Below are 22,057 nucleotides of genomic sequence, written 5' to 3'. Positions count from 1 at the left end.
CCATGGACCCACGCACACCCGCCCATGACAACCCCTGGCTGGCCCTGCGCAACCTGACCCCGGCGCGCATCGCCCTGGGCCGTACCGGTATCAGCCTGCCGACTGGCGCCCAGCTGGACTTCCAGTTCGCCCATGCCCAGGCCCGCGATGCCGTGCACCTGCCCTTCGACCATGCTGGCCTGCGCAGCCAGCTCGCCGACCGGGGTCGCGACAGCCTGCTGCTGCACAGCGCCGCCAGCGACCGTCACCAGTACCTGCAGCGCCCCGACCTGGGCCGGCGCCTGAACGAAGACTCGGCCCAGCGCCTGCGCGAGCATGCCCAGGCCCACCCTGGTGGGGTCGACCTGGCGATCGTGGTCGCCGACGGCCTCTCGGCCCTGGCCGTGCATCGCCATACCCTGCCCTTCCTCGCCCGCTTCGAGGAGCAGGCCGCCGCCGACGGCTGGACCAGCGCCCCGGTGGTGCTGGTGGAACAGGGCCGCGTGGCGGTGGGCGATGAAGTCGGCGAGTTGCTCGGCGCACGCATGACGGTGATGCTGATCGGCGAACGCCCCGGCCTGAGCTCGCCCGACAGCCTGGGGCTGTATTTCACCTACGCGCCCAAGGTCGGCCTGACCGACGCCTATCGCAACTGCATTTCCAATGTACGCCTGGAGGGGCTGAGCTACGGCATGGCCGCCCACCGCCTGCTGTACCTGATGCGCGAGGCCTGCCGCCGGCAGTTGTCGGGGGTGAACCTGAAGGACGAGGCCGAGGTGCACAGCCTCGAGACTGAAAGCGCCACAGGTAAAAGCGGCAACTTCCTGCTTGGAGAAGAGTAAAAAACATGTCACGCCGGGCGGATTGCGCTTCCCGGCTGCTTTGGGCAGCATCTGAAGCGGCTGGCAATCCGCTGTTTCCCCACATGGACTCTGAGGGCCGCACATGCGCATCATCAAGGCAACCCTGGAACACCTCGACCTGCTGACCCCGTTGTTCGTGAAATATCGCGAGTTCTACGGGCAACTGCCCTACCCCGACAGCTCGCGCAGTTTCCTGGAAAAGCGCCTCAAGCGTGGTGAGTCGGTGATCTACCTGGCCCTGCCGGATGACGAAGAGGGCCGCCTGCTGGGGTTCTGCCAGCTCTACCCGAGCTTCTCGTCGCTGTCGCTCAAGCGTGTGTGGATCCTCAACGACATCTACGTGGCCGAAGACTCCCGCCGCATGCTGGTCGCCGACCACCTGATGCGCGAAGCCAAGAAGATGGCCAAGGAAACCAATGCCGTGCGCATGCGCGTATCCACCAGCAGCGACAACGAGGTGGCGAAGAAGACCTACGAGTCGATGGGGTTTCACAAGGACACCGAGTTCGAGAACTACGTGCTGCCGATCAACCAGGATTGAGGCGGTACGGGCAGTTGGGGCCACATCGCGCCCCATCGCCGGCAAGCCGCTCCCACACGGCCCTGCAAATCGCATCATGCGTGATCGACTCGAACCCTGCGGGAGCTGGCTTGCCAGCGATGGGCTGCAAGGCAGCCCCAGTGGGCCTGACTGACATTGAACCCCGTAATCCGCCGCTACAAACTCTCCGGGCACATTCCTGGCATCGCCGTATAATGCCCTTCCTGTCATGTGTGAAAATTTACCTCCCGCCGGTAAACAAACCTACGCCCTTGGCATTGTCCGTCATCGCGCGCCCGTAGCTGCGGGTCAAGAACACAGGTGCTGTACATGGAATTCAACCCGCTGGACCTCATCCTGCATCTCGATGCCTATCTCGATCTGCTGGTCACCAACTATGGTCCCTGGATCTACGCCATCCTCTTCACGGTGATCTTCTGCGAGACCGGCCTGGTGGTGATGCCCTTCCTGCCGGGTGATTCGCTGCTGTTCATCGCTGGCGCCGTGGCCGCTGGCGGCGGCATGGACCCGGTACTGCTCTCTGGCCTGCTGATGGCGGCGGCGATCATGGGCGACAGCACCAACTACGTGATCGGCCGCACGGCTGGGGAGCGCCTGTTCCGCGACCCGAACTCGAAGATCTTCCGCCGCGACTACCTGCAGCGCACCCACGACTTCTACGCACGCCACGGCGGCAAGACCGTGACCATGGCACGCTTCCTGCCGATCCTGCGCACCTTCGCCCCCTTCGTCGCCGGCATCGCCCACATGCACTACCCACGCTTTTTGGCCTTCAGCGTGACCGGTTCGCTGCTCTGGGTCGGGGGCCTGGTGACCCTGGGCTACTTCTTCGGCAACGTACCGTTCATCAAGCAGCACCTGTCGCTGATGGTCCTGGGCATCATCTTCCTGTCGCTGGTACCGATGGTCCTGGGCCTGCTGCGCGGACGCCTGGGCCGCACGGCCAAGGCCCACTGATCCACGCCATGTGGTCGCTTCGCGCCTGGCGCCGCCGACGCACCCTGGCCCGTTACCCGGTCGACCCGCAGCTGTGGCAAGTGGTTCATGAACGCCTGCCGCTGCTCGACGGCCTCAGCGACGAGGAAGACCGCTGGCTGCGCGAGGCCTGCGTCCTGTTCCTGCACGACAAGCACCTGACCACCCTGCCAGGCGTGGAGCTGGACGACGAGCAGCGCCTGTTCCTCGCCGCCCAGGCCCAGTTGCCGCTGCTGCACCTGGGGGACCTGGACTGGTACCAGGGCTTCCACGAGATCATCCTCTACCCCGATGACTTCAAGAGCCCCCAGCGCCACCGCGACAGCAGCGGCGTCGAGCATACCTGGGACGCCGAGCACAGCGGCGAGGCCTGGCAGCAGGGGCCGGTGATCCTGGCCTGGCCCGGGGTGCTGGCCAGCGGCGGCTGGGAGGCCTACAACCTGGTGATCCACGAGTTGGCGCACAAGCTCGACATGCTCAACGGCGACGCCAACGGCCTGCCGCCCCTGCACGGCAGCATGCGCGTGGCAGACTGGGCCACGGCCATGCAGCAGGCCTACGACGACCTCAACCGCCAGCTGGATGCCAACCCGGACGCCGAGACGGCCATCGACCCCTACGCGGCGGAAAACCCCGCGGAATTCTTCGCCGTCACCAGCGAGTACTTCTTCAGCGCGCCCGACCTGCTGCACCAGGCCTACCCCCAGGTGTACGGGCAACTGTCGCTGTTCTACCGCCAGGATCCGCTCGCGCGCCTGGCCAGGCTGCAGGCCGAACACCCGGACTACCGCGAAACCCACGCCTGAGGCCCCCGCACATCCGGCCGGGCGTGGCATGCCCTGTCGGAATGTGCCTATAATCGCCGCCACTTTTTTGGTCAAACATGGGGGCACTGCCCAATGAGCTACAGCAAGATTCCGGCTGGCAAAGACCTGCCGAACGACATCTACGTCGCCATCGAGATCCCGGCCAACCACGCGCCGATCAAGTACGAGATCGACAAGGACAGCGACGCCCTGTTCGTCGACCGCTTCATGGCCACCCCGATGTTCTACCCGGCCAACTATGGCTACATCCCCAACACCCTGGCTGACGACGGCGACCCGCTGGACGTGCTGGTCGTGACCCCCTACCCGGTCGCCCCGGGTTCGGTCATCCGCGCCCGCCCGGTCGGCGTCCTGCACATGGACGACGAAAGCGGTGGCGACGCCAAGGTCCTGGCCGTTCCGCACGACAAGCTGAGCCAGCTGTACGTCGACGTCAAGGAATACACCGACCTGCCCGCCCTGCTGCTGGAGCAGATCAAGCACTTCTTCGAGAACTACAAGGATCTCGAGAAAGGCAAGTGGGTCAAGGTCAAGGGCTGGGAAGGCGCCGATGCCGCCCGCGCCGAGATCACCAAGTCGGTCGCTGCCTACAAGGGCTGACCGCCGGCTCGCAAGGCCCTGCCTCGGCAGGGCTTTTTTGTGGGCCTTGGGTTTTCGGCGTGAGCAGTAAAAACTCCTACGCAGTCCTAGGCGCACTCCTACAATCACCCCGTTTTCGTACGTAACGCCTCAACCACGGGTTCATTTCCCCGCCGGCAGCCGCTCGCTAGACTCGGCTCCATGAATACCTCCGGTGACCGTCTCAAGGCCCTGCTCCAGGAATGCGGCCTGACCCCTTCCGATTTCGCCGCCCAGCGTGGCGTCACGCCCCAGCACGTCAACAATTGGTTCAAGCGCGGGGTACCGCTGGCGCGCCTCGAAGAGATCGCCGACCTGTTCTGCGTGCAGCGCCGCTGGCTGCGCAGCGGCGAAGGCGCCAAGCACCCCAGCCCCCTCCTGCGCCAGCCACTGCGCTGCCCGGCGCCGGTCGACGCCCCACCTCTCTCGTCCCTCCGGGAAGGGCGCCAACTGCGCATCCCGCTGCATGCCCTGCGCGACGGCCGCCTCGAACCGCTGGGCAAACGCCACCTGCGCCTGCCTGCGCAGACGCTCAAGGCCCTGGGCATCGCCCGCAAGAATGTCATCGGCCTGGCCATACCCTCCGCGAGCATGGCTCCCGTCATCCCCTCGGACGCCATCCTGGCCATCGACCGCAGCCTGACCCAGGTCATCGATGGCGAAACCTATGCCCTGCTGCACAACGGCAAACTGCGGGTCCACCGCCTGAGCCTCGGCCACCACGACACCCTGTACCTGCACAATCACACGCTGGAGCGCTACACACCGTCCCAACGTCAGGCGCAGGGTATGGTGATCCTCGGCTGGGTGTTCCACTGGTCGTGCTTCAGCCAGCAGCGCCCTGTCTGAAACACCTTACGCCATTTTTTGCTGGGCAACCTGCACCAGCCCTAGTATGCTACGCGGCACATTTTGCCCCGACCGGCCAAAGGCCGCGCTCCAGAGGGCCTGGCGACGCCTCACACAGCCGTCCGCCATCTTTCCAGGCCTCGATGGCCATACCGATTAAGGCGGTTGCGGCTTACCAAAAATTAGCCAAGACCGTCCCCGAGAAGCCGGCCACAAGCCGGCTTTTTAATTTGTCCTGTCCCGTCCTGAATAAGGTTTACACCTTTCCCCCGAGAAACTGGAGACCTCGCCTCGCTCGCCTTTGCCCATCGACACCACCACCCGCTCATCCTCGACGCGATAGACCAGGCGGTGGCCGAAAGCCTTCAGCTTGATCTTGTAGTGACCCGGTATGTCGGCCTGCACACGAGGCGTCTGCAGGCGTTCCCTGAGCCTCGTGATCCGCCCGCGCACCGTATTCATGGCGCAAGAGAAGAATTCCAGCCTATAGGCCATCCAGCCATGCAAGCCCCATCTCCTACTCGATCGCTGAGTCCTGTCATTGCGCCTCAGCCTGCATGACAGGTGCGTCCAGACCGGGTTGAACCGTCACGCGAACCTGACAGATCTGTAATGCCGGGCTCAGCTTCCTGAAAGCGCAGGCTCGCTAACGTAGCCAAGACAGTGACCCGCTGCGGAACAACGGATGAGCTTGCTCGAAGCGCTCGTGACGATGATCGCCTCTGGCCTGTGAAACCGAAGGCTGTGACGTCGAGCAGCCTGGATATCAGCGAATGACCTGACTGGACACGACGGCATGCACAGCAAAACCACGAGACGATCCTTCGTCAAAGGCCTGGCCGCTACTGGACTACTGGGTGGACTAGGCATGTGGCGCACGCCGGTCTGGGCCGTGACCAGCCCTGGCCAGCCCAACGTGCTGACAGGCACCGATTTCGATCTCTACATCGGTGAGCTACCGGTCAACGTCACCGGAGCCGCCCGTACCGCCATGGCGATCAACGGTTCGCTGCCCGGGCCCATTCTTCGCTGGCGAGAAGGTGACACTGTCACGCTCCGTGTTCGCAACCGCTTGAAGCAAGACACGTCCATCCATTGGCACGGCATCATCCTGCCGGCGAACATGGATGGTGTTCCAGGCCTGAGCTTCCATGGCATCGCCCCCGATGGCATGTATGAATACCAGTTCGAGGTCCGCCAGAACGGCACCTACTGGTACCACAGCCATTCGGGCCTGCAGGAACAGGCCGGGGTTTATGGTGCATTGGTCATCGATGCGAAAGCGCCTGAACCGTTCACCTATGAGCGGGATTACGTGGTCCTGCTTAGCGACTGGACCGATGAGGATCCTGCCAAGGTCCTGTCCAAGCTCAAGAAGCAGTCGGACTATTACAACTTCCACAAGCGCACGGTTGGCGACTTCATCGACGACGTAAGCGAGATGGGGTGGTCGGCCGCCATGGCGGATCGAAAAATGTGGGCAGAGATGAAGATGAGCCCAACCGATCTTGCCGACGTGAGCGGGTATACCTACACCTACCTGATGAACGGCCAGGCACCGGACAGTAACTGGACGGGCATCTTCAAGCCGGGCGAAAAGATCCGCCTGCGCTTTATCAATGCTTCAGCCATGACGTACTTCGATGTGCGAATCCCGGGCTTGAAGATGACGGTGGTGGCCGCGGATGGGCAACACGTCAACCCCGTTAGCGTCGATGAATTGCGCATCGCAGTCGCTGAAACCTACGATGTCATCGTCGAGCCGGAGGACGCGCAGGCGTACACCATTTTCGCGCAGTCCATGGATCGCACAGGTTACTCCCGAGGCACCTTGGCCGTCCGCGAAGGCCTGCAGGCGCCTGTACCAGCCGTTGACCCACGCCCGCTCATCTCCATGAACGATATGGGTATGGATCACGGCAGCATGGGTGGGGTGGATCATGGATCGATGCACGGCATGGACCACGGCCAGATGGCAACCATGCAGAGCCACCCGGATTCGGAGACCAACAATCCCTTGGTCGACATGCAGACGATGTCGCCGACACCTAAGTTGAGCGATCCAGGCATCGGCCTGCGCAACAACGGACGCCGTGTCCTGACCTATGCGGATCTGCGCAGCACGTTCATGGACCCTGATGGCCGTGAGCCTGGTCGCACGATCGAACTGCATCTTACGGGGCATATGGAAAAGTTCGCCTGGTCCTTTGACGGGATCAAGTTTTCCGATGCCGAGCCCCTGCGCCTCAAATATGGCGAGCGTCTTCGCATCACCTTGGTCAACGACACCATGATGACTCATCCCATCCATCTCCACGGCATGTGGAGCGACCTGGAGGACGAGCATGGAAACTTCATGGTGCGAAAACACACCCTCGACATGCCGCCTGGCTCAAAACGCAGCTATCGCGTAACGGCCGATGCGTTGGGCCGTTGGGCCTATCACTGCCACCTGCTGTTCCACATGGAAATGGGCATGTTCCGAGAAGTCCGTGTGGACGAATGAACTGGAAATCCGAGATGAGCAAACCCATGAAACGTAGCGCCGTTTTCTATTTTGCCTCCCTGGTAGGCCTTCTGGCGGCGCATGCCCCTTCCTCGTGGTCCGGTGAACATCATGAGGCAGGCAACGATGAGCAATAGGCTGGCACGCCCCTCGCTCCTGGCATTGGCGGTGTCCCTCGGCACACTGGGTGGGGCGCCCAGCTTTGCGGCTGAAGCGATGGATCATTCGGCGATGAGCATGGATCACGGCGCCATGGACCACTCGAAGATGAACCATGGCCCTGCCAATGCCCCCACGACGACCAGTCGCACGCCGATTCCCATCCTGACCGATGCGGACCGCGAAGCGGCATTTCCCCCATTGGGCGGTCATGAGATTCACGATAGCGGTATCAACAGCTTCTTCTTGCTGGATCAGCTTGAGTATCAGGATACCGACGAAGGCAGCACGCTGGCCTGGGATGCCTCGGGATGGGTCGGGGGCGATATAAACCGGCTCTGGATCCGTTCCGAAGGCGAGCGCACGAACGGCGTTACCGAAGACGCCGAATTGCAGCTTCTGTACGGCCGCGCCATTGGCCCTTGGTGGGATGTGGTTGCAGGGGTTCGCCAGGACTTCAAGCCAGCGTCTGCGCAGACATGGGCGGCCTTCGGTATTCAAGGCATGGCGCTGTACGACTTCGAAGCCCAGGCCACCGCCTTCATTGGCGAGAATGGCCAGACTGCCGCTCGGCTGGAGGGCGAATACGACATCCTGCTGACCAATCGCCTGATCCTGCAGCCCACCGCTGAGGCTAATTTCTACGGCAAGCATGACCCTGAGCGCGGCGTAGGTTCCGGCCTCGCCAACACCGAAGTCGGACTGCGTCTACGGTATGAGATCGTGCGCCAATTCGCCCCCTACATAGGCGTCACCTGGAGCCGCGCCTACGGCAAGACGGCAGACCTGATTCGTGACGATGGCGGGGATGTGGATGAAGCGCGTTTCGTTGCCGGCATTCGGATGTGGTTTTGAAGCCGGCTTGCGGCGATCAAGCGCGAAGCGGCCCCAAACGACCGAGTCAGAGGCCCAACACTACGGCATGAACTGGACCTATGCATGCCGTCACAAGCGTTTGAAGATGGCCCTGTGAGGCATCACGCCAAACAGAAGTTGGCTTAATAGCCTGATGTCAATTTCTGCTGAATATCAACGTGGGCGAATTATCCATGCCTCGCGCCCCTGACGGGAAACTGTCAATTGCATCTCACTCAAATACAAACATAGAGAGTGCAGAATGAAATTCAGCTTTATGGAAAACAGCCATCCGAGCCGTCGCCGCGTTCTACGCGATGCCCTGACACTGGCGGTTGCAGCCTCCCCATTGGCAAGCCTGGCCAAGGCCGTCTCCGATCCCCAAGAAGCCACCTCGAGTGCCGATGACGTGACCTTCGCTGCTGGCCCTCGCCCGCTGGTGCAATACCCGCAAAAAAGGCCGTTGACCCTGGTGACCACTCGTCCACCACACCTGGAAACGCCATTTTCGGTCTTCGACCAGGGCCCCATCACGCCAAACGATGCTTTTTTCGTGCGTTACCATTTGGCCAACTTCCCTACCCGCATCGATCCAGACAGCTACCGATTGACGATCAAGGGTTCGGTCAACACCCCGCTGTCGTTGTCTCTTGCAGAACTCAAGACACTCACCGACCCGGTGGAAGTGGTGGCTGTCAATCAGTGCTCCGGTAATAGCCGTGGCTTTTTCATGCCCCGCGTGTTCGGCGCCCAACTGGGTAATGGCTCGATGGGGAATGCCCGTTGGGTTGGGGTGCCGCTCAAAGCGGTACTGGAAAAGGCAGGCGTCAAAGCCGAAGCCAGGCAGGTGACATTCCGTGGGCTTGATAAGCCCGTGCTGTCGAGCACACCGGAGTTCATCAAGGCCCTGGACATCAGCCACGCCATGGATGGCGAGCCCATGATCGCCTGGTCGATGAACGGCACCGACCTGCCCTTTCTCAATGGCTACCCGATTCGTCTGGTGGTGCCAGGCTACTTCGGGACCTATTGGGTCAAGCACCTGAGTGAGATCGAAGTCATCGAGCAAATCGATGACGGCTTTTTCATGGCTAAAGGCTACCGTGTCCCGGACAACGATTGCTTTTGCGTCGCCCCCGGCACCACGGCAGCGAAGACCCAGCCGATTTCCAAATTGCCCGTGCGCAGCTTCATCACCAGCGTCAAGCACGGTGATGTCCTGCCACTGAAAGAACAGGTGGTGCTCAAGGGCATAGCGTTCGACAGTGGGGCTGGGGTCAACAAGGTGGAAGTTTCCATCGACGGCGGCAAGCGCTGGCTCGAAGCCCAGCTCGGGCAGGATCTGGGGCGTTTCTCATTCCGTGAGTGGACACTGGCGATCGCCTTCGCCAGCAAGGGGGCTACCCAGTTGATGGTGCGCGCCAGCAACCGCGCAGGCGAGACACAACCGCTACGTGCCGACTGGAATCCCGGGGGCTACCGTCGCCACGTCGTCGAAACCACCCACGTGACTGTCGCCTGAGGGGCTCGCATGAAACCGTTGACCACCTTGTTGTGCGCGACTCAATTCTGCTTGGCGAGCCTGGCCAGTGCAGCGCCACTGTCGATCACGCTGCCGCCTGAGACGGCTGCGCTCAAGCCCAGCACGCTGCCGGGCTACACCTTGGCCCTGCAGAAGTGCTCCACCTGCCATTCGGCCGACTACATCAACTTTCAGCCTCCGGGGATGTCCCTGGCGCAATGGACTGCAGAGGCGAGCAAGATGCAGCAAGCGTATGGCGCACCGATCAGCGATCAGGATGTGAAGATCATCGGCGCCTATCTGGCGGCGACCTATGGCAGTGCCCAGGCGAGCGATGCCGATGTGCAAGCGGCCTCCAACCTGGCAACGAGCCAAGCCTCGGCGGCCCCTGCGGCGAAAGCCGACGCCATGACGTTGCTTCAGAACAATGCCTGCCTGTCCTGCCACGCGATCGATCACCAGGTGGTAGGCCCGGCTTATCACGATGTCGCTGCCAAATATCGGAGCGACCCGCAGGCAGCGGCCAAGCTGGCGTCCAGCATTCAGAGCGGCGGCGCCGGGAAATGGGGAGCGATCCCTATGCCGCCATACGCGCAGTTGAACTCGCAGGAGCTGCAAACACTGGCGACGTACATACTGCAGCAGTAACCACTGATGCGGCCAGGACTCAGGCCGAGGTCGCAGCCAAAAGCCCCGGCACTGAGTCCCAGATCAAGCTCACGCCGGCCAGCATCATCAGGACGAACACCAGCCAACGTACCGTGCGCAGTGACAACTTCGGCGGATAACGACGGACCAGCCAACTGACCAGCAGCACCAACGGCAAGGCTTCGGCACTCAACAACAAGGTGGACACTTGCATCTGCCCTTGCGCGACGACCAGTCCAAGGCGCGCCGCCGCATTGGCGGAAAACACCGTGATCAGGGTGTTGCGGATGATCTCGTAGCCCAGAGGCTGGCGATACAGGTGATACGCGATCGGCGGCCCGCCGCTGGAGAACAAGCCGTTGAGCAGCCCGCAAAGACCACCGGCCAGCCAGAATGATGGCTGCCGGGAGAGCTGCGCTTTCGGTTTGTTCTGCACCACCAGCATGAGGCTGGCGGCGACGATCAGTACGCCAAGCAGCAGGCGCAGCCAGATGATCAGGCCGCCGCTCAACGCATCGAGCCCCCACACGCCGAGGCTGACCCCCAACAGACTGCTGAGCAACACCGGCATCAGCACCGCGCGATCCAACTGCGGTTTCGGCCCGCCCAGGGTCCCCATGGCGTTGCCCAGGGTAAGGATACTGATCACCACCGCGACCTCACTCAGCGGCACCATGTGCAGGGACGCGATCAAGCCCATCAGGATCAGGCCGAAGGCAAAGCCGGTGAGGCTCTGGGCGACGCTTGCCAATGCCACGCACCCCAGAAAGATCAGATGCACTTGTAGGCTCATACCACCTCGGCTACGGGTTAAACCAGACGGCCGCCGCACACGCCAGGTGTCGGCAGCCGTCGGTCGATCGGGCGGGAGCGATACGACTCACCCCATGGTGCTGGCTTACCCCAGGCATTGCACCGCGATCAGAATCAATGCGGCGAGAAACACCGTCTCGCTGACCAACAGGGTCGCCGGGCGCCACCCCACCTCCAGCAGCGCCTTCAACGAGGTTTTCATGCCCAGGGCGGCGATCGCGGTAACCAGGCACCAGCGCGACACATCGCCGGCCAGCGCCTGCACCTGTGGCGGCGCTATGCCGCTGCTGTTGATGGCAACGAACAACACGAAGAAGATGATGAACAAGGGCAATGGCAGTGCCGTGCGCGGGCCTCCCTCCTTACGCTTGCGCAGCAGCAACGACAGGCTGAAGACAATCGGCACCAGCATGGCCACACGCAGCAGCTTGACCACGGTCGCGGTATCGCCGGTTTCATCCGACATGCTGTAGCCGGCACCGACCACCTGCGCCACATCGTGAATGGTCGCGCCAAGGAATATCCCTGCTTGCTGGGCATCCAGGCCGATCCATTGGGCGATCGGCGGATAGGCGATCATCGCGATGGTGCTCAACGCCGTCACACTGATCACCGTGAAAATGATGTTGCGCTCGCTGTCCTTGTCTTGCGGCAGGACCGCGGAAATGGCCAGCGCCGCAGACGCCCCGCAAATGCCCACGCTGCCGCCGCTGAGAATGCCGAAACCCCGTGACTGGCCGAGTAGCCGCGACAGGACGATGCCAAAACTGATGGTCAGGAACACCGCACCGATCACCACCGCCATCAGCGTTCCCCCCAACGAGAGAATCTGCTCGACGGTGATGCGCATGCCCAGCAGCGCCACGCCGCAGCGCAAGACGGTGCTGGAGGTGAAGCGAATGCCCGCGACCGCTCGCCCCTCCTCGGAGAGAAAGCCCAATGCCATGCCCAGCAACAAGGCCATCAACATCACCGGTGCGCCGTAATGCTCGGAAAGAAAAGACGCACTGGCGGCGACGACCATCGCGGCGATGATGCCCGGCAACAATAGATTGAGTTTCTGCTGGCGACGTATCAACCAGGAGGACGACGGCTTGGCCGTGTCGAGCGACTGGCCAGGTACGGGAGGAATGGTGTGGTGCTGTTTTATTGTCATGTTCTCAGCTCCAGCCTGTGGTTGGGGAATCACTGGACTGAGATGCTAGAGAAAGCGCCGCTCCCCCATTAGAACCACGTCAAGGCGTTCTTAGGGGCCAGACGACAGCGGTGCGCTGGCCCAGGGCACAATCACTGGCTGGTGCTAATGAGCCGGAATGTTCCCGCCTATAGTCATGCGCGCATGCCAAGCCCTTGCTGTGCATTAAGACCTGCTTTGCGGAGAACACCTATGACCCAGGATCGCCTGCGCCTCGTCCAGCTCGCAGAACAGCTGCGCCAGGCCTGGTCACGGCCGCACCCGGCATTTGCCTCGGGCATGGACGCGCGTAGCAGCGAGAATGCCCTGCTCCTGCAGTTCCACGGCAGCCTGGTCAAAGCCGCCGGCCTGGGCTGGCAGAACGCAGGGCGCACCCTGGTCGACAAGACGTACCTGCGCATTCTGAAGGACTGCTTCGGCCTGGATTTTCATGGCTTTGCCGAGGATGAACTGGCAGCCCGGCTGGACGGTTTCATTCGCCAGGCGTTGGCTCCACGCTGGGGGCAAATCATTGGAAGCGGCGGCAGCGAAGGCTTGCCGTTGGCGTCCGAGCTACTCGATGCATGCAACAGGGCGTTGTTCGCCAGCGAACGCCTGCAAGCGGCAACCCACCAGGTGTTGTTCTATCTGTGCCCGCACTTACCGTTCTTGCCCGGCTTCGGGGAACTTGCGCAAGGTGCAGAACAGTACCAGGCCCTGGTCTGCTCGCTTCCAACGCTACCGCGTCCGCAGCAGTTTGCCGGCAGTACGCAGCAACAGGTGCTGATCCGCCAACTGGTTGAAGGGAGTGATTGGTGGGGGCGGCGGGTGTTGTCCGCCAGGCAGGCTGAAATGGCTCCTGCACGCTGCGCCCCCTGAAGACAGGCCCTAATGCCAGTCAGTTAAGGCTTCTACAGACTTTACTGGGGCTGCTTTGCAGCTTTTCGCGGGCAAGGTGCGCTCCCACAAGGTTCAGGAAATGCGCGATCCCTGTGGGAGATCACCTAGCCTTTGGGCTGCGCTGTCACGCAGAGAACTGATAGTGGCTTTACGCGGCCCCTGTGGGAGCGGGCTTGCCCGCGAAGGGCCGCAAAGCGGCCCCAAATCGCTCAGTCGCTCAACTGCTGCAGGCGTTGGCGAGTCTCAGGGTTGTACTGCACGGCGGCCACGGGAATCCGGTCGCCAATGGCGCTGCGAACCAGCTCGACTTCGGCCTCGGTGAAAGCGCCGCACAGCTCGATCAATTGCACATGCCGGGTCAACAATTCCTGGGCCACGATCTGCGCTTCCCCGACGTTCGCTACGCCGCACACGGTCGCGGTGAAGGTGTCCGATTCAAGGCTACCGTTGTGGGTGAGGAACTGCATACCAGGCGCCTTGAAGATAAAGCCATAACGTTGCACAGCCATCGTGATTTTCCTTGGGGTCTCGGGATTGCTTGGTTTTTTACGCAAAGCGCCCGCGCGATTGCCGGTGATGGTCGATGACGATGGACGCCAGCGCGCAGGATGCCAGACGCGCCTGCACCGGGTCGGCACGCGAGGTGAGCATGATCGGCACCCGTGCGCCCAGCACCAGGCCAGCAGCCGTGGCGCCCATGAAATACACCATCTGCTTGAACAGAAAATTACCCGCCTCCAGGTTGGGCACCAGCAGGATATCGGCATTGCCCGCGACCTCACCGCCAATGCCCTTGATGCGCGCCGCCTCCAGCGACACCGCGTTGTCGAAGGCCAGCGGGCCTTCGATGCAGGCCTCTCCCAGGACACCGAGCACCGCCAGCTTGGTCAGCTCGGCGGCATCCTGGCTCGAGGGCATGCTGCGCGTCACTTCCTCGGTACCAGACAGCACCGCCATGCGCGGCCTCTCATAGCCCAAGGCATGCATCATCTCGATGGCATTGCGGGCGATATGGATCTTGTCGATGATCGTAGGCTGCACGTTGATCACCGCATCGGTGATCGACAAGGCCTTGTCGCTCCCCGGCAGCGTCATGTGGAACACATGACTGAGACGGCTGGCAGTACGCAGCCCCACTTCGCGCTTGAGCACCGCACGCAACAAGGTATCGGTGTGCAGGTGCCCCTTCATGATGGCCGCTGCGCTACCGTCTCCAGCCTGCATGCAAGCGACTTCGGCGCACTGTTGCTCATCACTGGCGTGCAGCACGCGCAGGTCGCGCAGGTCCCAGTCGAGTTCTTCGGCCAGGGTGCGGATCTTCATCTGATCACCGACCAGCACAGGCTCGATAAGCCCTTCGTCACACGCCCGCTTGGCACTGCTCAGGCTCAGCAGGTTGACCGGGTTGACCACCGCCGTGACCACACGTGGCAGGGCCTTGGCCCGATCGAGCAAAAACGCCGGACATTCCGGTGCAAGGGTGCTCAACATGCTTGGATTCCTGTATTCACGGTCGAAGCCGCAACGGCGCCCGAAGACGCCATCGCCGTATTCCTGATGGCCTGTGCAGCGAGCTGGGCCCGCCACACAGGCATTGACGCCAGGTGCCTCAGACGTAGTCCCTGTACTTCTCGAGGAAGCGCACAGGCTTGGAAAGCGCATCGCGGCGGAACGGATCGCCCAGTTCGCGGGTGCACATGATCTCGATCACCGTGGTCTTGCCTGCCTTCTGTGCCTCGCAAGCCGCCATGAGCGCCGGGCCGACGTCCTCCAGGCGATCGACGGTGACGCCCTCGGCCCCCATCGCGCGGGCAATGCCGGCAAAACTCTGGTTCTCCAGGTCGCCTGCGACGAAGCGGCGGTTGTAGAAGTCCACCTGATTCTTCTTCTCCGCGCCCCACTGACGGTTATGGAAGACGATCGAGGTGACCGGGATGTTTTCGCGCACGCAGGTCATGATTTCCATCATCGACATGCCCCAGGCGCCATCACCGGCATAGGAGATGGCGGTGCGGTGTGGCGCGGCGACCTTGGCACCGATAATGGTCGGCAGCGCGTAGCCGCAGTTGCCGAAGCTCATGGCAGCGAAGAACGAGCGGGGTTTCTCGAAGCGCAGGTAGCTGTTGGAGACCGAGTTGATGTTGCCGATGTCGGTGGAGACCATGGCATCGGCAGGCATGGCTTTTTCCAGTTCCCGCAGGACCTGGCGCGGGTGCAGGTAGTTGCCAGGCTCGCCGCTCTGCTCCTCGATCATCTCCAGGGAGTATTCGTCCTTCTCGTGGATCCAGGCGTCCAGCTCGGTTTCCCAGTCGGCTTTTTCCTTGGCGATTTCCTCGGCACGCGCCCCCTTGCTTGCCAGGCACTGCACCTCGAGGTTCTCCAGGCGGCCGAGCAGGTTGAGCGCCGCGGCCTTGGCATCGCCGCAGATACCGACGGTGATTTTCTTCACCAGGCCGAGCATCTTCGAGTCGCAATCGACCTGGATGACCTTCGCCTGCTTCGGCCAGTAGTCGAGGCCGTGTTGTGGCAAGGTACCGAATGGGCCCAGGCGGGTGCCCAGGGCCAGGACCACGTCGGCACGCGACAGCAGCTTCATGGCCGCCTTGGAGCCTTGGTAGCCCAGTGGGCCACACCACAGCGGGTGGCTGGCCGGGAACGAGTCGTTGTGCAGGTAGCTGTTGACCACTGGCGCGCCGAGGTATTCGGCCAGCGCTTTACAGGCCTCGACGGCGTCGCCCATGACCACGCCGCCGCCGGAGATGATCACCGGGTTCTTCGCTGCCGCCAGGATCTGGGCGGCTTCGGCCAGGCTCTGCTCACCACCGGCGCTGCGCTCGATGCGAATCGGTGCAGGAATCTCGACGTTGATATCGCCATAGAAGAAGTCACGCGGGACGTTCAACTGGGTCGGGCCGTTTTCCTGCATCGCCCGGTCGAAACAACGGCCGGTCAGCTCGGCCATCCGCGCCGGGTTAGGCACATGGGCCTGGTACTTGGTGATGGTCTCGAAGAACGGCAGTTGCTGGGCTTCCTGGAAACCACCCAGGCCCTGGCTCATCGAGCCGGTTTCCGGCGTGATCACCACCACCGGGCTGTGTGCCCAGTAGGCAGCGGCGATGGCGGTGACGAAGTTGGTGATGCCAGGGCCATTCTGCGCGATGCACACGCCATGACGGCCGCTGACCCGTGCGTAACCATCGGCCATGTGGCCGGCGCCCTGCTCGTGGACCACCGGGATAAAACGGATACCCGCCGGAGCGAAGATATCCATCGCATCCATGAAGGCCGAACCCATGATGCCAAAGATGTCGGTCACGCCATTGGCAACCAGTGTTTCAACCATTGCTTCGCTGGGGGTCATGCGTGGCATATCGATACTCCTCTCGTTACTTAAGGTATGCCGCCAACTACTCGGGCTCAGCCTTTCAGCAGCATGGGCACAGGGGGATACGCATCAGGACAGGTACAGGGAGGCGGAGCGGGGACTTGTGGTGCTTGCTCTGTGCGGCGTCTTTACGCATGCCGAACTCTCCTGTTGTTGTTTTGATGGAGTCTTGGGGCAAGTCGAGCGAGCCGTCCCTCGTTCATTTGCAAGCGAGGGCTGGCTGCCTTGGGGCTAGAGTAGGAGGGCGGGGGAAGTGGCCGATAGAACCAGTTGGGGACTACCTGTTAAGCCAGCAGGCAGCGCCGAAATGCGTGCTCGACACTGCCTGCCCGAGGGGGTGATTTTCGATGGGCGTGGTCAGCAAAGCCGCTCGATGAGCTCGGCAAGCAATTTGATTCCCGGACGGATACGCTCGGCCGGAATGGACGAGTAGCCCAGACGGAAGTAGTTGAGCGGTGGCTGCTCACCGAAGAAATGAATATCGCCGGGCTCGATCAGGATGCCGTGGTTGGCGGCCTCCTCCTGCAAGCGACGCGCATCCAGGCCATCCGGCCCCTTCACCCAGTAGCAGGAGCCGCCGAAGCTCGGCTCCCTGGAGGACTCCGGCAGGTACTCGCGCAGGGCATCGCCCATCTGCTGATGACGCTCCTCGTAGGCGCGCATCAGGCTCAGGATCAACGCATCGTGGTAACCGCGCTCGAGGAACAGCGCTACCGAACGCTGATTGTTCGCCGCAGGATGACGCACCATCAGTCGACGCAACGCCCGTGCCTCACGGATCAAGGCTTCGGGGCCGACCAGGTAGCCAACTCGCAAGCCAGGAGCCAGGGTCTTTGACAGGCTGCCGACGTAAAGCACCCGGTCGTTCTTGTCCAGGCTCTTGAGCGCCGGGATCGGGTTGCCCTTGAAGTTGGTCTCGCTTTCGTAGTCGTCCTCGATGATCAGAAAATCGTGCTCCTTGGCCCGCCGCAACAGTTCGTAGCGGCGCTCCAGGGGCATGGTCACGGTGCTCGGGCACTGATGGCTGGGCGTGGTGTAGATAAGGTCGCAGTCATTGAGTTTCTCGCTCAGTATCAGGCCCTGGTTGTCCACCGGCAGCGGCTGAATGCGCGAAGGGTTGAGCATGGCGATATTGCGGATATCGACATAGCCCGGCTCTTCGATGCCCATCAGGCTGTCGGGGCGCAACAACAGGCGCGCCAGCATGTACAACGCATGCTGCGCACCCACCGTGACCAGGATCTGTTCAGGCGAAGCCCAGACACCGCGACGCGGTAACAGGCGCGTCCTGATCTGCTCCATCAACAAGGGGTCGTCGTTGTCGAAACGGTCCGAAGCCCAGTCACGGATCGCCGGGATGCTCACCGCATCGCGACAGCATCCACGCCAGTTGGCGGTCGGAAACAGGGCTGGGTCGAATTGCCCGTAGATAAAGGGGTATTTGTAGCTCTGCCAATCCCGTGGTTTTCTCATGTTGCGTTGCTGCGAGGGCTGCATCACCAGCCGTTGCGACCAGTCCAACGTGGTGGCGACGGCCTCGTCCTGGTCAGCACGCGGCGCGTCGACCTTGTGTGCCAGGATATCGGGATTGACGTAGTAGCCGCTGCGCTCACGCGCGATCAGGTAGCCATCGTCGAGCAGGTGCTCGTAGGCCAGGACCACGGTATTGCGTGCGATGTTGAGCTGCTTGGCCAGCTTGCGGCTGGAAGGTAACGGGCTGTCCGGCGGTATATTGCCGTTGAGTATCACTTGGGCGATTTGCTCGCGCAGCTGCTGTTGCAGATTGGTGGATTTATCGGCAGACAAATGGAACAGCTGGAACATAGCGGCCTCGACTGAACGAACGATAAGCGCTGGTACCGCACAGCACTCGGCCAGTCGCTCAAGAATGCTCTCGCCAGCCCAGCACCAGCGCGGCGATCGTCGAGCAGACTAGCAACAACCCCTCGGCAAGACTATCCAGCGCTCGACATATTAACGTCGCAGAGACACAAAAGACCGGACCCTCGACAAAGCCAAAGGACCGGTCAACCCTGGTGAAACCTATCGATCAGATTGCAACGCGACCCAGTGCGCCATCCAGGGCGACGATGATCTCGTCCAGTTCCTTTTGCGTGGCGATCAGCGCCGGGCTGAAGCACAGCGTGTTGTTGAACTGCTCGAAGCTTCGGTTGGTGCGCCCGATCATCACCCCTTGGCGCATGCAGTCAGCGACGATGGCAATCGCCACGCTCTCCGGCACCGGCTCCTTGGTCTTGCGGTCCTTGACCAGTTCCATGCCACAGAACAGGCCTTTGCCGCGTACATCGCCAATCACTGGGTACTTGTCCTGCAGCTCGCGCAGGCGGCCCATGAAGTACTCGCCCATGTGGGTGACGTTCTCCAGCAAGCCCTCGTCCTCGATGATGCGCATGTTCTCCAGCGCCGCCGCTGGGCCTGCGGTGCAGCCGCCGAAGGTGCTGATATCGCGGAAGTAACCCATGCGGTCATCGGCCTCCCCCTTGAACGCTTCGAACACCTCCTCGGTGGTCACGGTGCAGGAGATCGCCGCATAACCGCTGGCCACCCCCTTGGCCATGGTGACGATGTCCGGCTTGATGCCGTAGTGCTGATAGCCGAACCACTTGCCAGTGCGGCCCAGGCCACACACCACCTCGTCGATGTGCAGGAGGATGTCGTACTTCTTGCAGATTGCCTGAATGGTCTCCCAATACCCCTCCGGCGGCGTGATCACGCCCCCGCCCGCGGTAATCGGCTCGAGCACCACCGCACCCACGGTATCCGGCCCTTCCGCGAGGATTACACGCTCCATCTCCATGGCGGCGCGCACGCCATAGTCAGGCACGTCACCGAACTGCGAGCGGTATTGGCAGCAATGCGCAAACTCGACGAACCCCGGGGTGAAGGGGCCGTACTGGTTCTTGCGCTCGAACTGGCCGGTCGAACTCAACGCGGTGATGGTCGTGCCGTGATAGTCCCGCTCGCGGAACAAGATCTTGTGCTTCTTGCCACCGTACTTCTTGTGCGCAATCTGTCGCACGATCTTGTAGGCCTTCTCGTTGGCCTCGGAACCGGAGTTGGAGTAGTACACCCGGCTCAGGCCAGGCATCTTCTCGATCAGTTTCTGGGCGAACAAGGCCGCGGGAATGTTGCCTGCGGAGTTGGCGAAAAAGTTCACCTTCACCAGCTGGTCGCGCACCGCGTCAGCGATACTCTCGCGGCCGTAACCGACGTTGACGGTCCATACCCCGCCAGAGACCGCATCCAGGTATTCGTTGCCCTTGGCATCCCAGACCCGCATGCCCTTGCCTTCGACGATCATCAACGGATCGCTCTGCTCCAGCGGTTTGTGCTGGGACAGGTGATGCCACACGTGGGCGCGGTCGCTGGCCAACGCCTGGGCTGCATCGTACTCGTGCGCAGTTGTTTTCATGCTTACCTCTCGACTGGTGCATTTTTGTTATGGGTCACCGGGCAGGAGACGAACGCCAGGCGCCGATACATGAAGGAGCAGTACTCGGCATCGCAATGCAGCACTCCCCGATCCACCCCTGGAGATGAAACTAAGAACAAGCAGCGCGCGCAGTTAGAACCAGTTATCGCCCATGGATGATGCCAGCCGTGCAATCGCCACACTGGACTAACGCCACAGCCGCGACTGGCTCTTCAAGCGCAGCGCCGGCGCCCTCACCCTGCGAACACGAAGCCGCCACCGACAGGAGAACCTGAATGATTGAAGTCACGATCAACGGGGAGGCCCAGCTGTTGCCGGCAGGTATCGACCTGGCGCAATTGCTCGCCCGGCTACAGCTGCAAACGCGGCGCGTGGCCATCGAACACAACCTCGGCATCGTGCCGCGCAGCGAGTATGCCGGGCTGCGCCTGCAGCAGGGCGACCGCCTGGAAATCGTGCATGCCATCGGCGGCGGCTGATCGCCCTGCCCCTCTCACCGGAGCCCCTATGACCATCGCGAACACAACCTGCGACCCGCTCATCATTGCTGGCCAAGCCTATGACTCACACCTGCTGGTCGGCACCGGGCACTACGCCGACCTGGCCGAGACGGGCGCGGCAGTGGAGGCCAGCCTGGCGCAGATCGTCACCTTTGCGGTGCGCCGCAGCAACCTTGGGCAGGATACCCTCCAGCCCAACCTGCTCGAGGTGATCACCCCGCAGCGCTACACCTTGCTGCCCAATACCGCAGGCTGCTACACGGCCAAGGATGCCGTGCGCACCTGCCTGCTGGCACGCGAACTGCTGGATGGCCATGACCTGGTCAAGCTCGAAGTGCTCGGGGACAGCCAGACCCTCTACCCAGACATCGGCGAAACCCTGGTTGCCGCCCAGCAACTGGTCGAGCTGGGCTTCAAGGTGATGGCCTACACCAGCGACGACCCGCTGGTGGCCCGACGCCTGGAGGCGCTTGGCTGCGTGGCGGTGATGCCCTTGGGCGCGCCGATCGGTTCCGGGCTGGGCATCCGCAACCCCTACAACATCCGCTTGATCGTGGAAAACGCCAAGGTTCCGGTGATCGTCGATGCCGGTGTCGGCACCGCCTCCGATGCGGCCATCGCCATGGAGCTGGGCTGCGACGGCGTGCTGATGAACACCGCGATTGCCCGCGCCCGCGAGCCGATCCGCATGGCCACGGCAATGCGCAAAGCGGTCGAGGCCGGTCGCCAAGCCTACCTGGCAGGGCGCATGCCGCGCCGATTGAGCGCCGATGCCTCCTCGCCGTTGGGTGGCATGTTCTTGTAGATGATGGGCCTGCAGCAGAGCCAAGACGCGGCCAGCCGTAATGGCAGGCAGTAAGGTTTCTACAGGCTTTGCTGGGGCTGCTACGCAGCTCATCGCCGGCAGGACATCTCCTGGATTTAGCAGGGTCCCTGTGGGAGCGGGCTTGTCGAGGCGTCGAACCGCCGCGAACACCGGCGAAGCCGGTGCCATGCACCGCGTCGTATTCTTCGCGGGCAAGCCCGCTCACACAGAGTATCGGCGCAGCTCACTGTCCAACAGATGGACTCAGGCCGTGGCCTTAGCGGTCGGCTGCATCAGGCTGGCCATCTTGTTGCCGAACAGCCGGGCCAGCGCCTCGGGGTCGCCTGCGGCTTCGTCCAGCGCCTCGACCACGGCCTGCAGGGTCGGCCGGGTCTTGGCCAGCAATTCGTCGATGTAATACGCCGCAGTGACCTGCGTATGTTTCTCGTAGCGGCTAAAGAGCGCAAGGAGCTCCGGGTCCAGCGTGATCGTCAGGGTATCGGCGGACATCTGATTGACCTCTCAAGGTTGTTCGGCGGCAATCGCCAGGCGTTTTACCAGCCTGGCCATCCTTGGTCGCCATCGCTTCCAGGCCATAGAGCCAGTTTTCGCCCGAGCGTAGTGCCAGCCGCCACTGGCCGCATCGCCCCCCCGTAACTGGCC

Annotated in this window: 22 protein-coding genes; 13 read left to right on the top strand and 9 right to left on the bottom strand. The window is 62.4% G+C overall.

The genetic code is table 11. From position 1 onward, the window contains the following. Positions 1-2 precede the first annotated feature (2 nt). The 6 genes from eutC to WCE05_RS14890 all read left to right on the top strand — a co-directional run bounded on the left by eutC (position 3) and on the right by WCE05_RS14890 (position 4,673). Positions 3-821 carry an ethanolamine ammonia-lyase subunit EutC gene (gene eutC, locus WCE05_RS14915; RefSeq protein WP_225788718.1) on the top strand — a complete coding sequence of 273 codons (819 nt, stop codon included), beginning with the start codon at positions 3-5 and terminating at the stop codon, positions 819-821. Between the two features lie 103 nt (positions 822-924). Further along, the gene (locus WCE05_RS14910) at positions 925-1,383 is read left to right on the top strand and encodes a GNAT family N-acetyltransferase (protein WP_225788719.1); all 459 of its coding nucleotides are present in this window, start codon (positions 925-927) and stop codon (positions 1,381-1,383) included. 330 nt (positions 1,384-1,713) lie between these two features. Next, positions 1,714-2,361: a DedA family protein gene (locus WCE05_RS14905; protein ID WP_225788720.1), complete on the top strand. Its 648-nt coding sequence runs from the start codon at positions 1,714-1,716 to the stop codon at positions 2,359-2,361. A gap of 8 nt (positions 2,362-2,369) precedes the next feature. Then, positions 2,370-3,185 carry a zinc-dependent peptidase gene (locus WCE05_RS14900; RefSeq protein WP_225788721.1) on the top strand — a complete coding sequence of 272 codons (816 nt, stop codon included), beginning with the start codon at positions 2,370-2,372 and terminating at the stop codon, positions 3,183-3,185. Positions 3,186-3,278: 93 nt separating this feature from the next. Beyond that, on the top strand, positions 3,279-3,806 hold the full coding sequence (ppa, locus tag WCE05_RS14895; RefSeq protein ID WP_225788722.1) for an inorganic diphosphatase: 528 nt from the start codon (positions 3,279-3,281) through the stop codon (positions 3,804-3,806). Positions 3,807-3,986: 180 nt separating this feature from the next. Then, positions 3,987-4,673, top strand: a complete 687-nt coding sequence (locus WCE05_RS14890; RefSeq protein ID WP_225788723.1) for a helix-turn-helix transcriptional regulator — start codon at positions 3,987-3,989, stop codon at positions 4,671-4,673. A 225-nt stretch (positions 4,674-4,898) separates the two neighbouring features. Here the strand turns inward: WCE05_RS14890 and WCE05_RS14885 are convergent, their stop codons facing one another. Further along, on the bottom strand, positions 4,899-5,168 hold the full coding sequence (locus tag WCE05_RS14885; RefSeq protein WP_225788823.1) for a type II toxin-antitoxin system mRNA interferase toxin, RelE/StbE family: 270 nt from the start codon (positions 5,166-5,168) through the stop codon (positions 4,899-4,901). Positions 5,169-5,469: 301 nt separating this feature from the next. On the opposite strand from WCE05_RS14885, the gene WCE05_RS14880 reads away from it, so the two are divergent. The 4 genes from WCE05_RS14880 to WCE05_RS14865 all read left to right on the top strand — a co-directional run bounded on the left by WCE05_RS14880 (position 5,470) and on the right by WCE05_RS14865 (position 10,363). After that, a complete protein-coding gene (locus WCE05_RS14880; RefSeq protein WP_368816115.1) occupies positions 5,470-7,179 on the top strand; it encodes a copper resistance system multicopper oxidase in 1,710 nt (569 codons plus the stop codon). A gap of 126 nt (positions 7,180-7,305) precedes the next feature. After that, positions 7,306-8,193: a copper resistance protein B gene (locus WCE05_RS14875; RefSeq protein ID WP_368816114.1), complete on the top strand. Its 888-nt coding sequence runs from the start codon at positions 7,306-7,308 to the stop codon at positions 8,191-8,193. 262 nt (positions 8,194-8,455) lie between these two features. Continuing rightward, a complete protein-coding gene (locus WCE05_RS14870; protein ID WP_225788746.1) occupies positions 8,456-9,715 on the top strand; it encodes a molybdopterin-dependent oxidoreductase in 1,260 nt (419 codons plus the stop codon). A gap of 9 nt (positions 9,716-9,724) precedes the next feature. Continuing rightward, positions 9,725-10,363 carry a c-type cytochrome gene (locus tag WCE05_RS14865; protein WP_253102396.1) on the top strand — a complete coding sequence of 213 codons (639 nt, stop codon included), beginning with the start codon at positions 9,725-9,727 and terminating at the stop codon, positions 10,361-10,363. Positions 10,364-10,382: 19 nt separating this feature from the next. On the opposite strand, the gene WCE05_RS14860 is transcribed toward WCE05_RS14865, so the two are convergent. Beyond that, positions 10,383-11,144 (bottom strand): TSUP family transporter, encoded by a 762-nt coding sequence (locus WCE05_RS14860; protein ID WP_253102398.1) that lies wholly within the window; start codon positions 11,142-11,144, stop codon positions 10,383-10,385. 117 nt (positions 11,145-11,261) lie between these two features. Then, complete coding sequence (locus WCE05_RS14855; protein WP_368816113.1) at positions 11,262-12,332, bottom strand: YeiH family protein; 1,071 nt, start codon at positions 12,330-12,332, stop codon at positions 11,262-11,264. 231 nt (positions 12,333-12,563) lie between these two features. Between WCE05_RS14855 and WCE05_RS14850 the strand changes: the two genes are divergently transcribed. After that, a complete protein-coding gene (locus WCE05_RS14850; protein ID WP_368816112.1) occupies positions 12,564-13,229 on the top strand; it encodes a hypothetical protein in 666 nt (221 codons plus the stop codon). A gap of 230 nt (positions 13,230-13,459) precedes the next feature. On the opposite strand, the gene WCE05_RS14845 is transcribed toward WCE05_RS14850, so the two are convergent. The 5 genes from WCE05_RS14845 to WCE05_RS14825 all read right to left on the bottom strand — a co-directional run bounded on the left by WCE05_RS14845 (position 13,460) and on the right by WCE05_RS14825 (position 20,068). Then, on the bottom strand, positions 13,460-13,759 hold the full coding sequence (locus WCE05_RS14845; RefSeq protein WP_225788751.1) for a DUF6506 family protein: 300 nt from the start codon (positions 13,757-13,759) through the stop codon (positions 13,460-13,462). Positions 13,760-13,796: 37 nt separating this feature from the next. Beyond that, on the bottom strand, positions 13,797-14,741 hold the full coding sequence (locus WCE05_RS14840) for a bifunctional enoyl-CoA hydratase/phosphate acetyltransferase (protein WP_253079889.1): 945 nt from the start codon (positions 14,739-14,741) through the stop codon (positions 13,797-13,799). A 118-nt stretch (positions 14,742-14,859) separates the two neighbouring features. Further along, positions 14,860-16,620 (bottom strand): sulfoacetaldehyde acetyltransferase, encoded by a 1,761-nt coding sequence (gene xsc / locus WCE05_RS14835; RefSeq protein WP_225788753.1) that lies wholly within the window; start codon positions 16,618-16,620, stop codon positions 14,860-14,862. Between the two features lie 372 nt (positions 16,621-16,992). Next, the gene (locus WCE05_RS14830) at positions 16,993-18,459 is read right to left on the bottom strand and encodes a PLP-dependent aminotransferase family protein (RefSeq protein WP_225788754.1); all 1,467 of its coding nucleotides are present in this window, start codon (positions 18,457-18,459) and stop codon (positions 16,993-16,995) included. A gap of 226 nt (positions 18,460-18,685) precedes the next feature. Continuing rightward, on the bottom strand, positions 18,686-20,068 hold the full coding sequence (locus WCE05_RS14825; protein ID WP_253091533.1) for an aspartate aminotransferase family protein: 1,383 nt from the start codon (positions 20,066-20,068) through the stop codon (positions 18,686-18,688). Between the two features lie 299 nt (positions 20,069-20,367). Between WCE05_RS14825 and thiS the strand changes: the two genes are divergently transcribed. Both thiS and WCE05_RS14815 read left to right on the top strand, forming a co-directional pair. Next, a complete protein-coding gene (gene thiS / locus WCE05_RS14820) occupies positions 20,368-20,568 on the top strand; it encodes a sulfur carrier protein ThiS (RefSeq protein ID WP_253079914.1) in 201 nt (66 codons plus the stop codon). Between the two features lie 28 nt (positions 20,569-20,596). After that, a complete protein-coding gene (locus WCE05_RS14815; RefSeq protein WP_368816111.1) occupies positions 20,597-21,394 on the top strand; it encodes a thiazole synthase in 798 nt (265 codons plus the stop codon). 264 nt (positions 21,395-21,658) lie between these two features. Here WCE05_RS14815 and WCE05_RS14810 read toward each other — a convergent pair whose 3' ends face one another. Next, on the bottom strand, positions 21,659-21,904 hold the full coding sequence (locus WCE05_RS14810; RefSeq protein WP_368816110.1) for a hypothetical protein: 246 nt from the start codon (positions 21,902-21,904) through the stop codon (positions 21,659-21,661). Positions 21,905-22,057: the final 153 nt, after the last annotated feature.

Origin of the sequence: Pseudomonas sp. I2 (assembly GCF_040984075.1) — a bacterium.
In the GTDB taxonomy this organism is placed as follows: Bacteria; Pseudomonadota; Gammaproteobacteria; order Pseudomonadales; family Pseudomonadaceae; genus Aquipseudomonas; species Aquipseudomonas guariconensis_B.
Note: the sequence above shows the minus strand (reverse complement) of the source record. Positions and strands in the feature narration are given on the sequence as shown.

What these genes read in the sequence shown, in the direction of transcription:
- eutC (WP_225788718.1), top strand. Translation starts at nt 3, where the DNA reads ATGGACCCACGCACACCCGCCCATGACAACCCCTGGCTGGCCCTGCGC.
- WCE05_RS14910 (WP_225788719.1), top strand. Translation starts at nt 925, where the DNA reads ATGCGCATCATCAAGGCAACCCTGGAACACCTCGACCTGCTGACCCCG.
- WCE05_RS14905 (WP_225788720.1), top strand. Translation starts at nt 1,714, where the DNA reads ATGGAATTCAACCCGCTGGACCTCATCCTGCATCTCGATGCCTATCTC.
- WCE05_RS14900 (WP_225788721.1), top strand. Translation starts at nt 2,370, where the DNA reads ATGTGGTCGCTTCGCGCCTGGCGCCGCCGACGCACCCTGGCCCGTTAC.
- ppa (WP_225788722.1), top strand. Translation starts at nt 3,279, where the DNA reads ATGAGCTACAGCAAGATTCCGGCTGGCAAAGACCTGCCGAACGACATC.
- WCE05_RS14890 (WP_225788723.1), top strand. Translation starts at nt 3,987, where the DNA reads ATGAATACCTCCGGTGACCGTCTCAAGGCCCTGCTCCAGGAATGCGGC.
- WCE05_RS14885 (WP_225788823.1), bottom strand. Translation starts at nt 5,168, where the DNA reads ATGGCCTATAGGCTGGAATTCTTCTCTTGCGCCATGAATACGGTGCGC.
- WCE05_RS14880 (WP_368816115.1), top strand. Translation starts at nt 5,470, where the DNA reads ATGCACAGCAAAACCACGAGACGATCCTTCGTCAAAGGCCTGGCCGCT.
- WCE05_RS14875 (WP_368816114.1), top strand. Translation starts at nt 7,306, where the DNA reads ATGAGCAATAGGCTGGCACGCCCCTCGCTCCTGGCATTGGCGGTGTCC.
- WCE05_RS14870 (WP_225788746.1), top strand. Translation starts at nt 8,456, where the DNA reads ATGAAATTCAGCTTTATGGAAAACAGCCATCCGAGCCGTCGCCGCGTT.
- WCE05_RS14865 (WP_253102396.1), top strand. Translation starts at nt 9,725, where the DNA reads ATGAAACCGTTGACCACCTTGTTGTGCGCGACTCAATTCTGCTTGGCG.
- WCE05_RS14855 (WP_368816113.1), bottom strand. Translation starts at nt 12,332, where the DNA reads ATGACAATAAAACAGCACCACACCATTCCTCCCGTACCTGGCCAGTCG.
- WCE05_RS14850 (WP_368816112.1), top strand. Translation starts at nt 12,564, where the DNA reads ATGACCCAGGATCGCCTGCGCCTCGTCCAGCTCGCAGAACAGCTGCGC.
- WCE05_RS14845 (WP_225788751.1), bottom strand. Translation starts at nt 13,759, where the DNA reads ATGGCTGTGCAACGTTATGGCTTTATCTTCAAGGCGCCTGGTATGCAG.
- WCE05_RS14840 (WP_253079889.1), bottom strand. Translation starts at nt 14,741, where the DNA reads ATGTTGAGCACCCTTGCACCGGAATGTCCGGCGTTTTTGCTCGATCGG.
- xsc (WP_225788753.1), bottom strand. Translation starts at nt 16,620, where the DNA reads ATGCCACGCATGACCCCCAGCGAAGCAATGGTTGAAACACTGGTTGCC.
- WCE05_RS14830 (WP_225788754.1), bottom strand. Translation starts at nt 18,459, where the DNA reads ATGTTCCAGCTGTTCCATTTGTCTGCCGATAAATCCACCAATCTGCAA.
- WCE05_RS14825 (WP_253091533.1), bottom strand. Translation starts at nt 20,068, where the DNA reads ATGAAAACAACTGCGCACGAGTACGATGCAGCCCAGGCGTTGGCCAGC.
- WCE05_RS14815 (WP_368816111.1), top strand. Translation starts at nt 20,597, where the DNA reads ATGACCATCGCGAACACAACCTGCGACCCGCTCATCATTGCTGGCCAA.
- WCE05_RS14810 (WP_368816110.1), bottom strand. Translation starts at nt 21,904, where the DNA reads ATGTCCGCCGATACCCTGACGATCACGCTGGACCCGGAGCTCCTTGCG.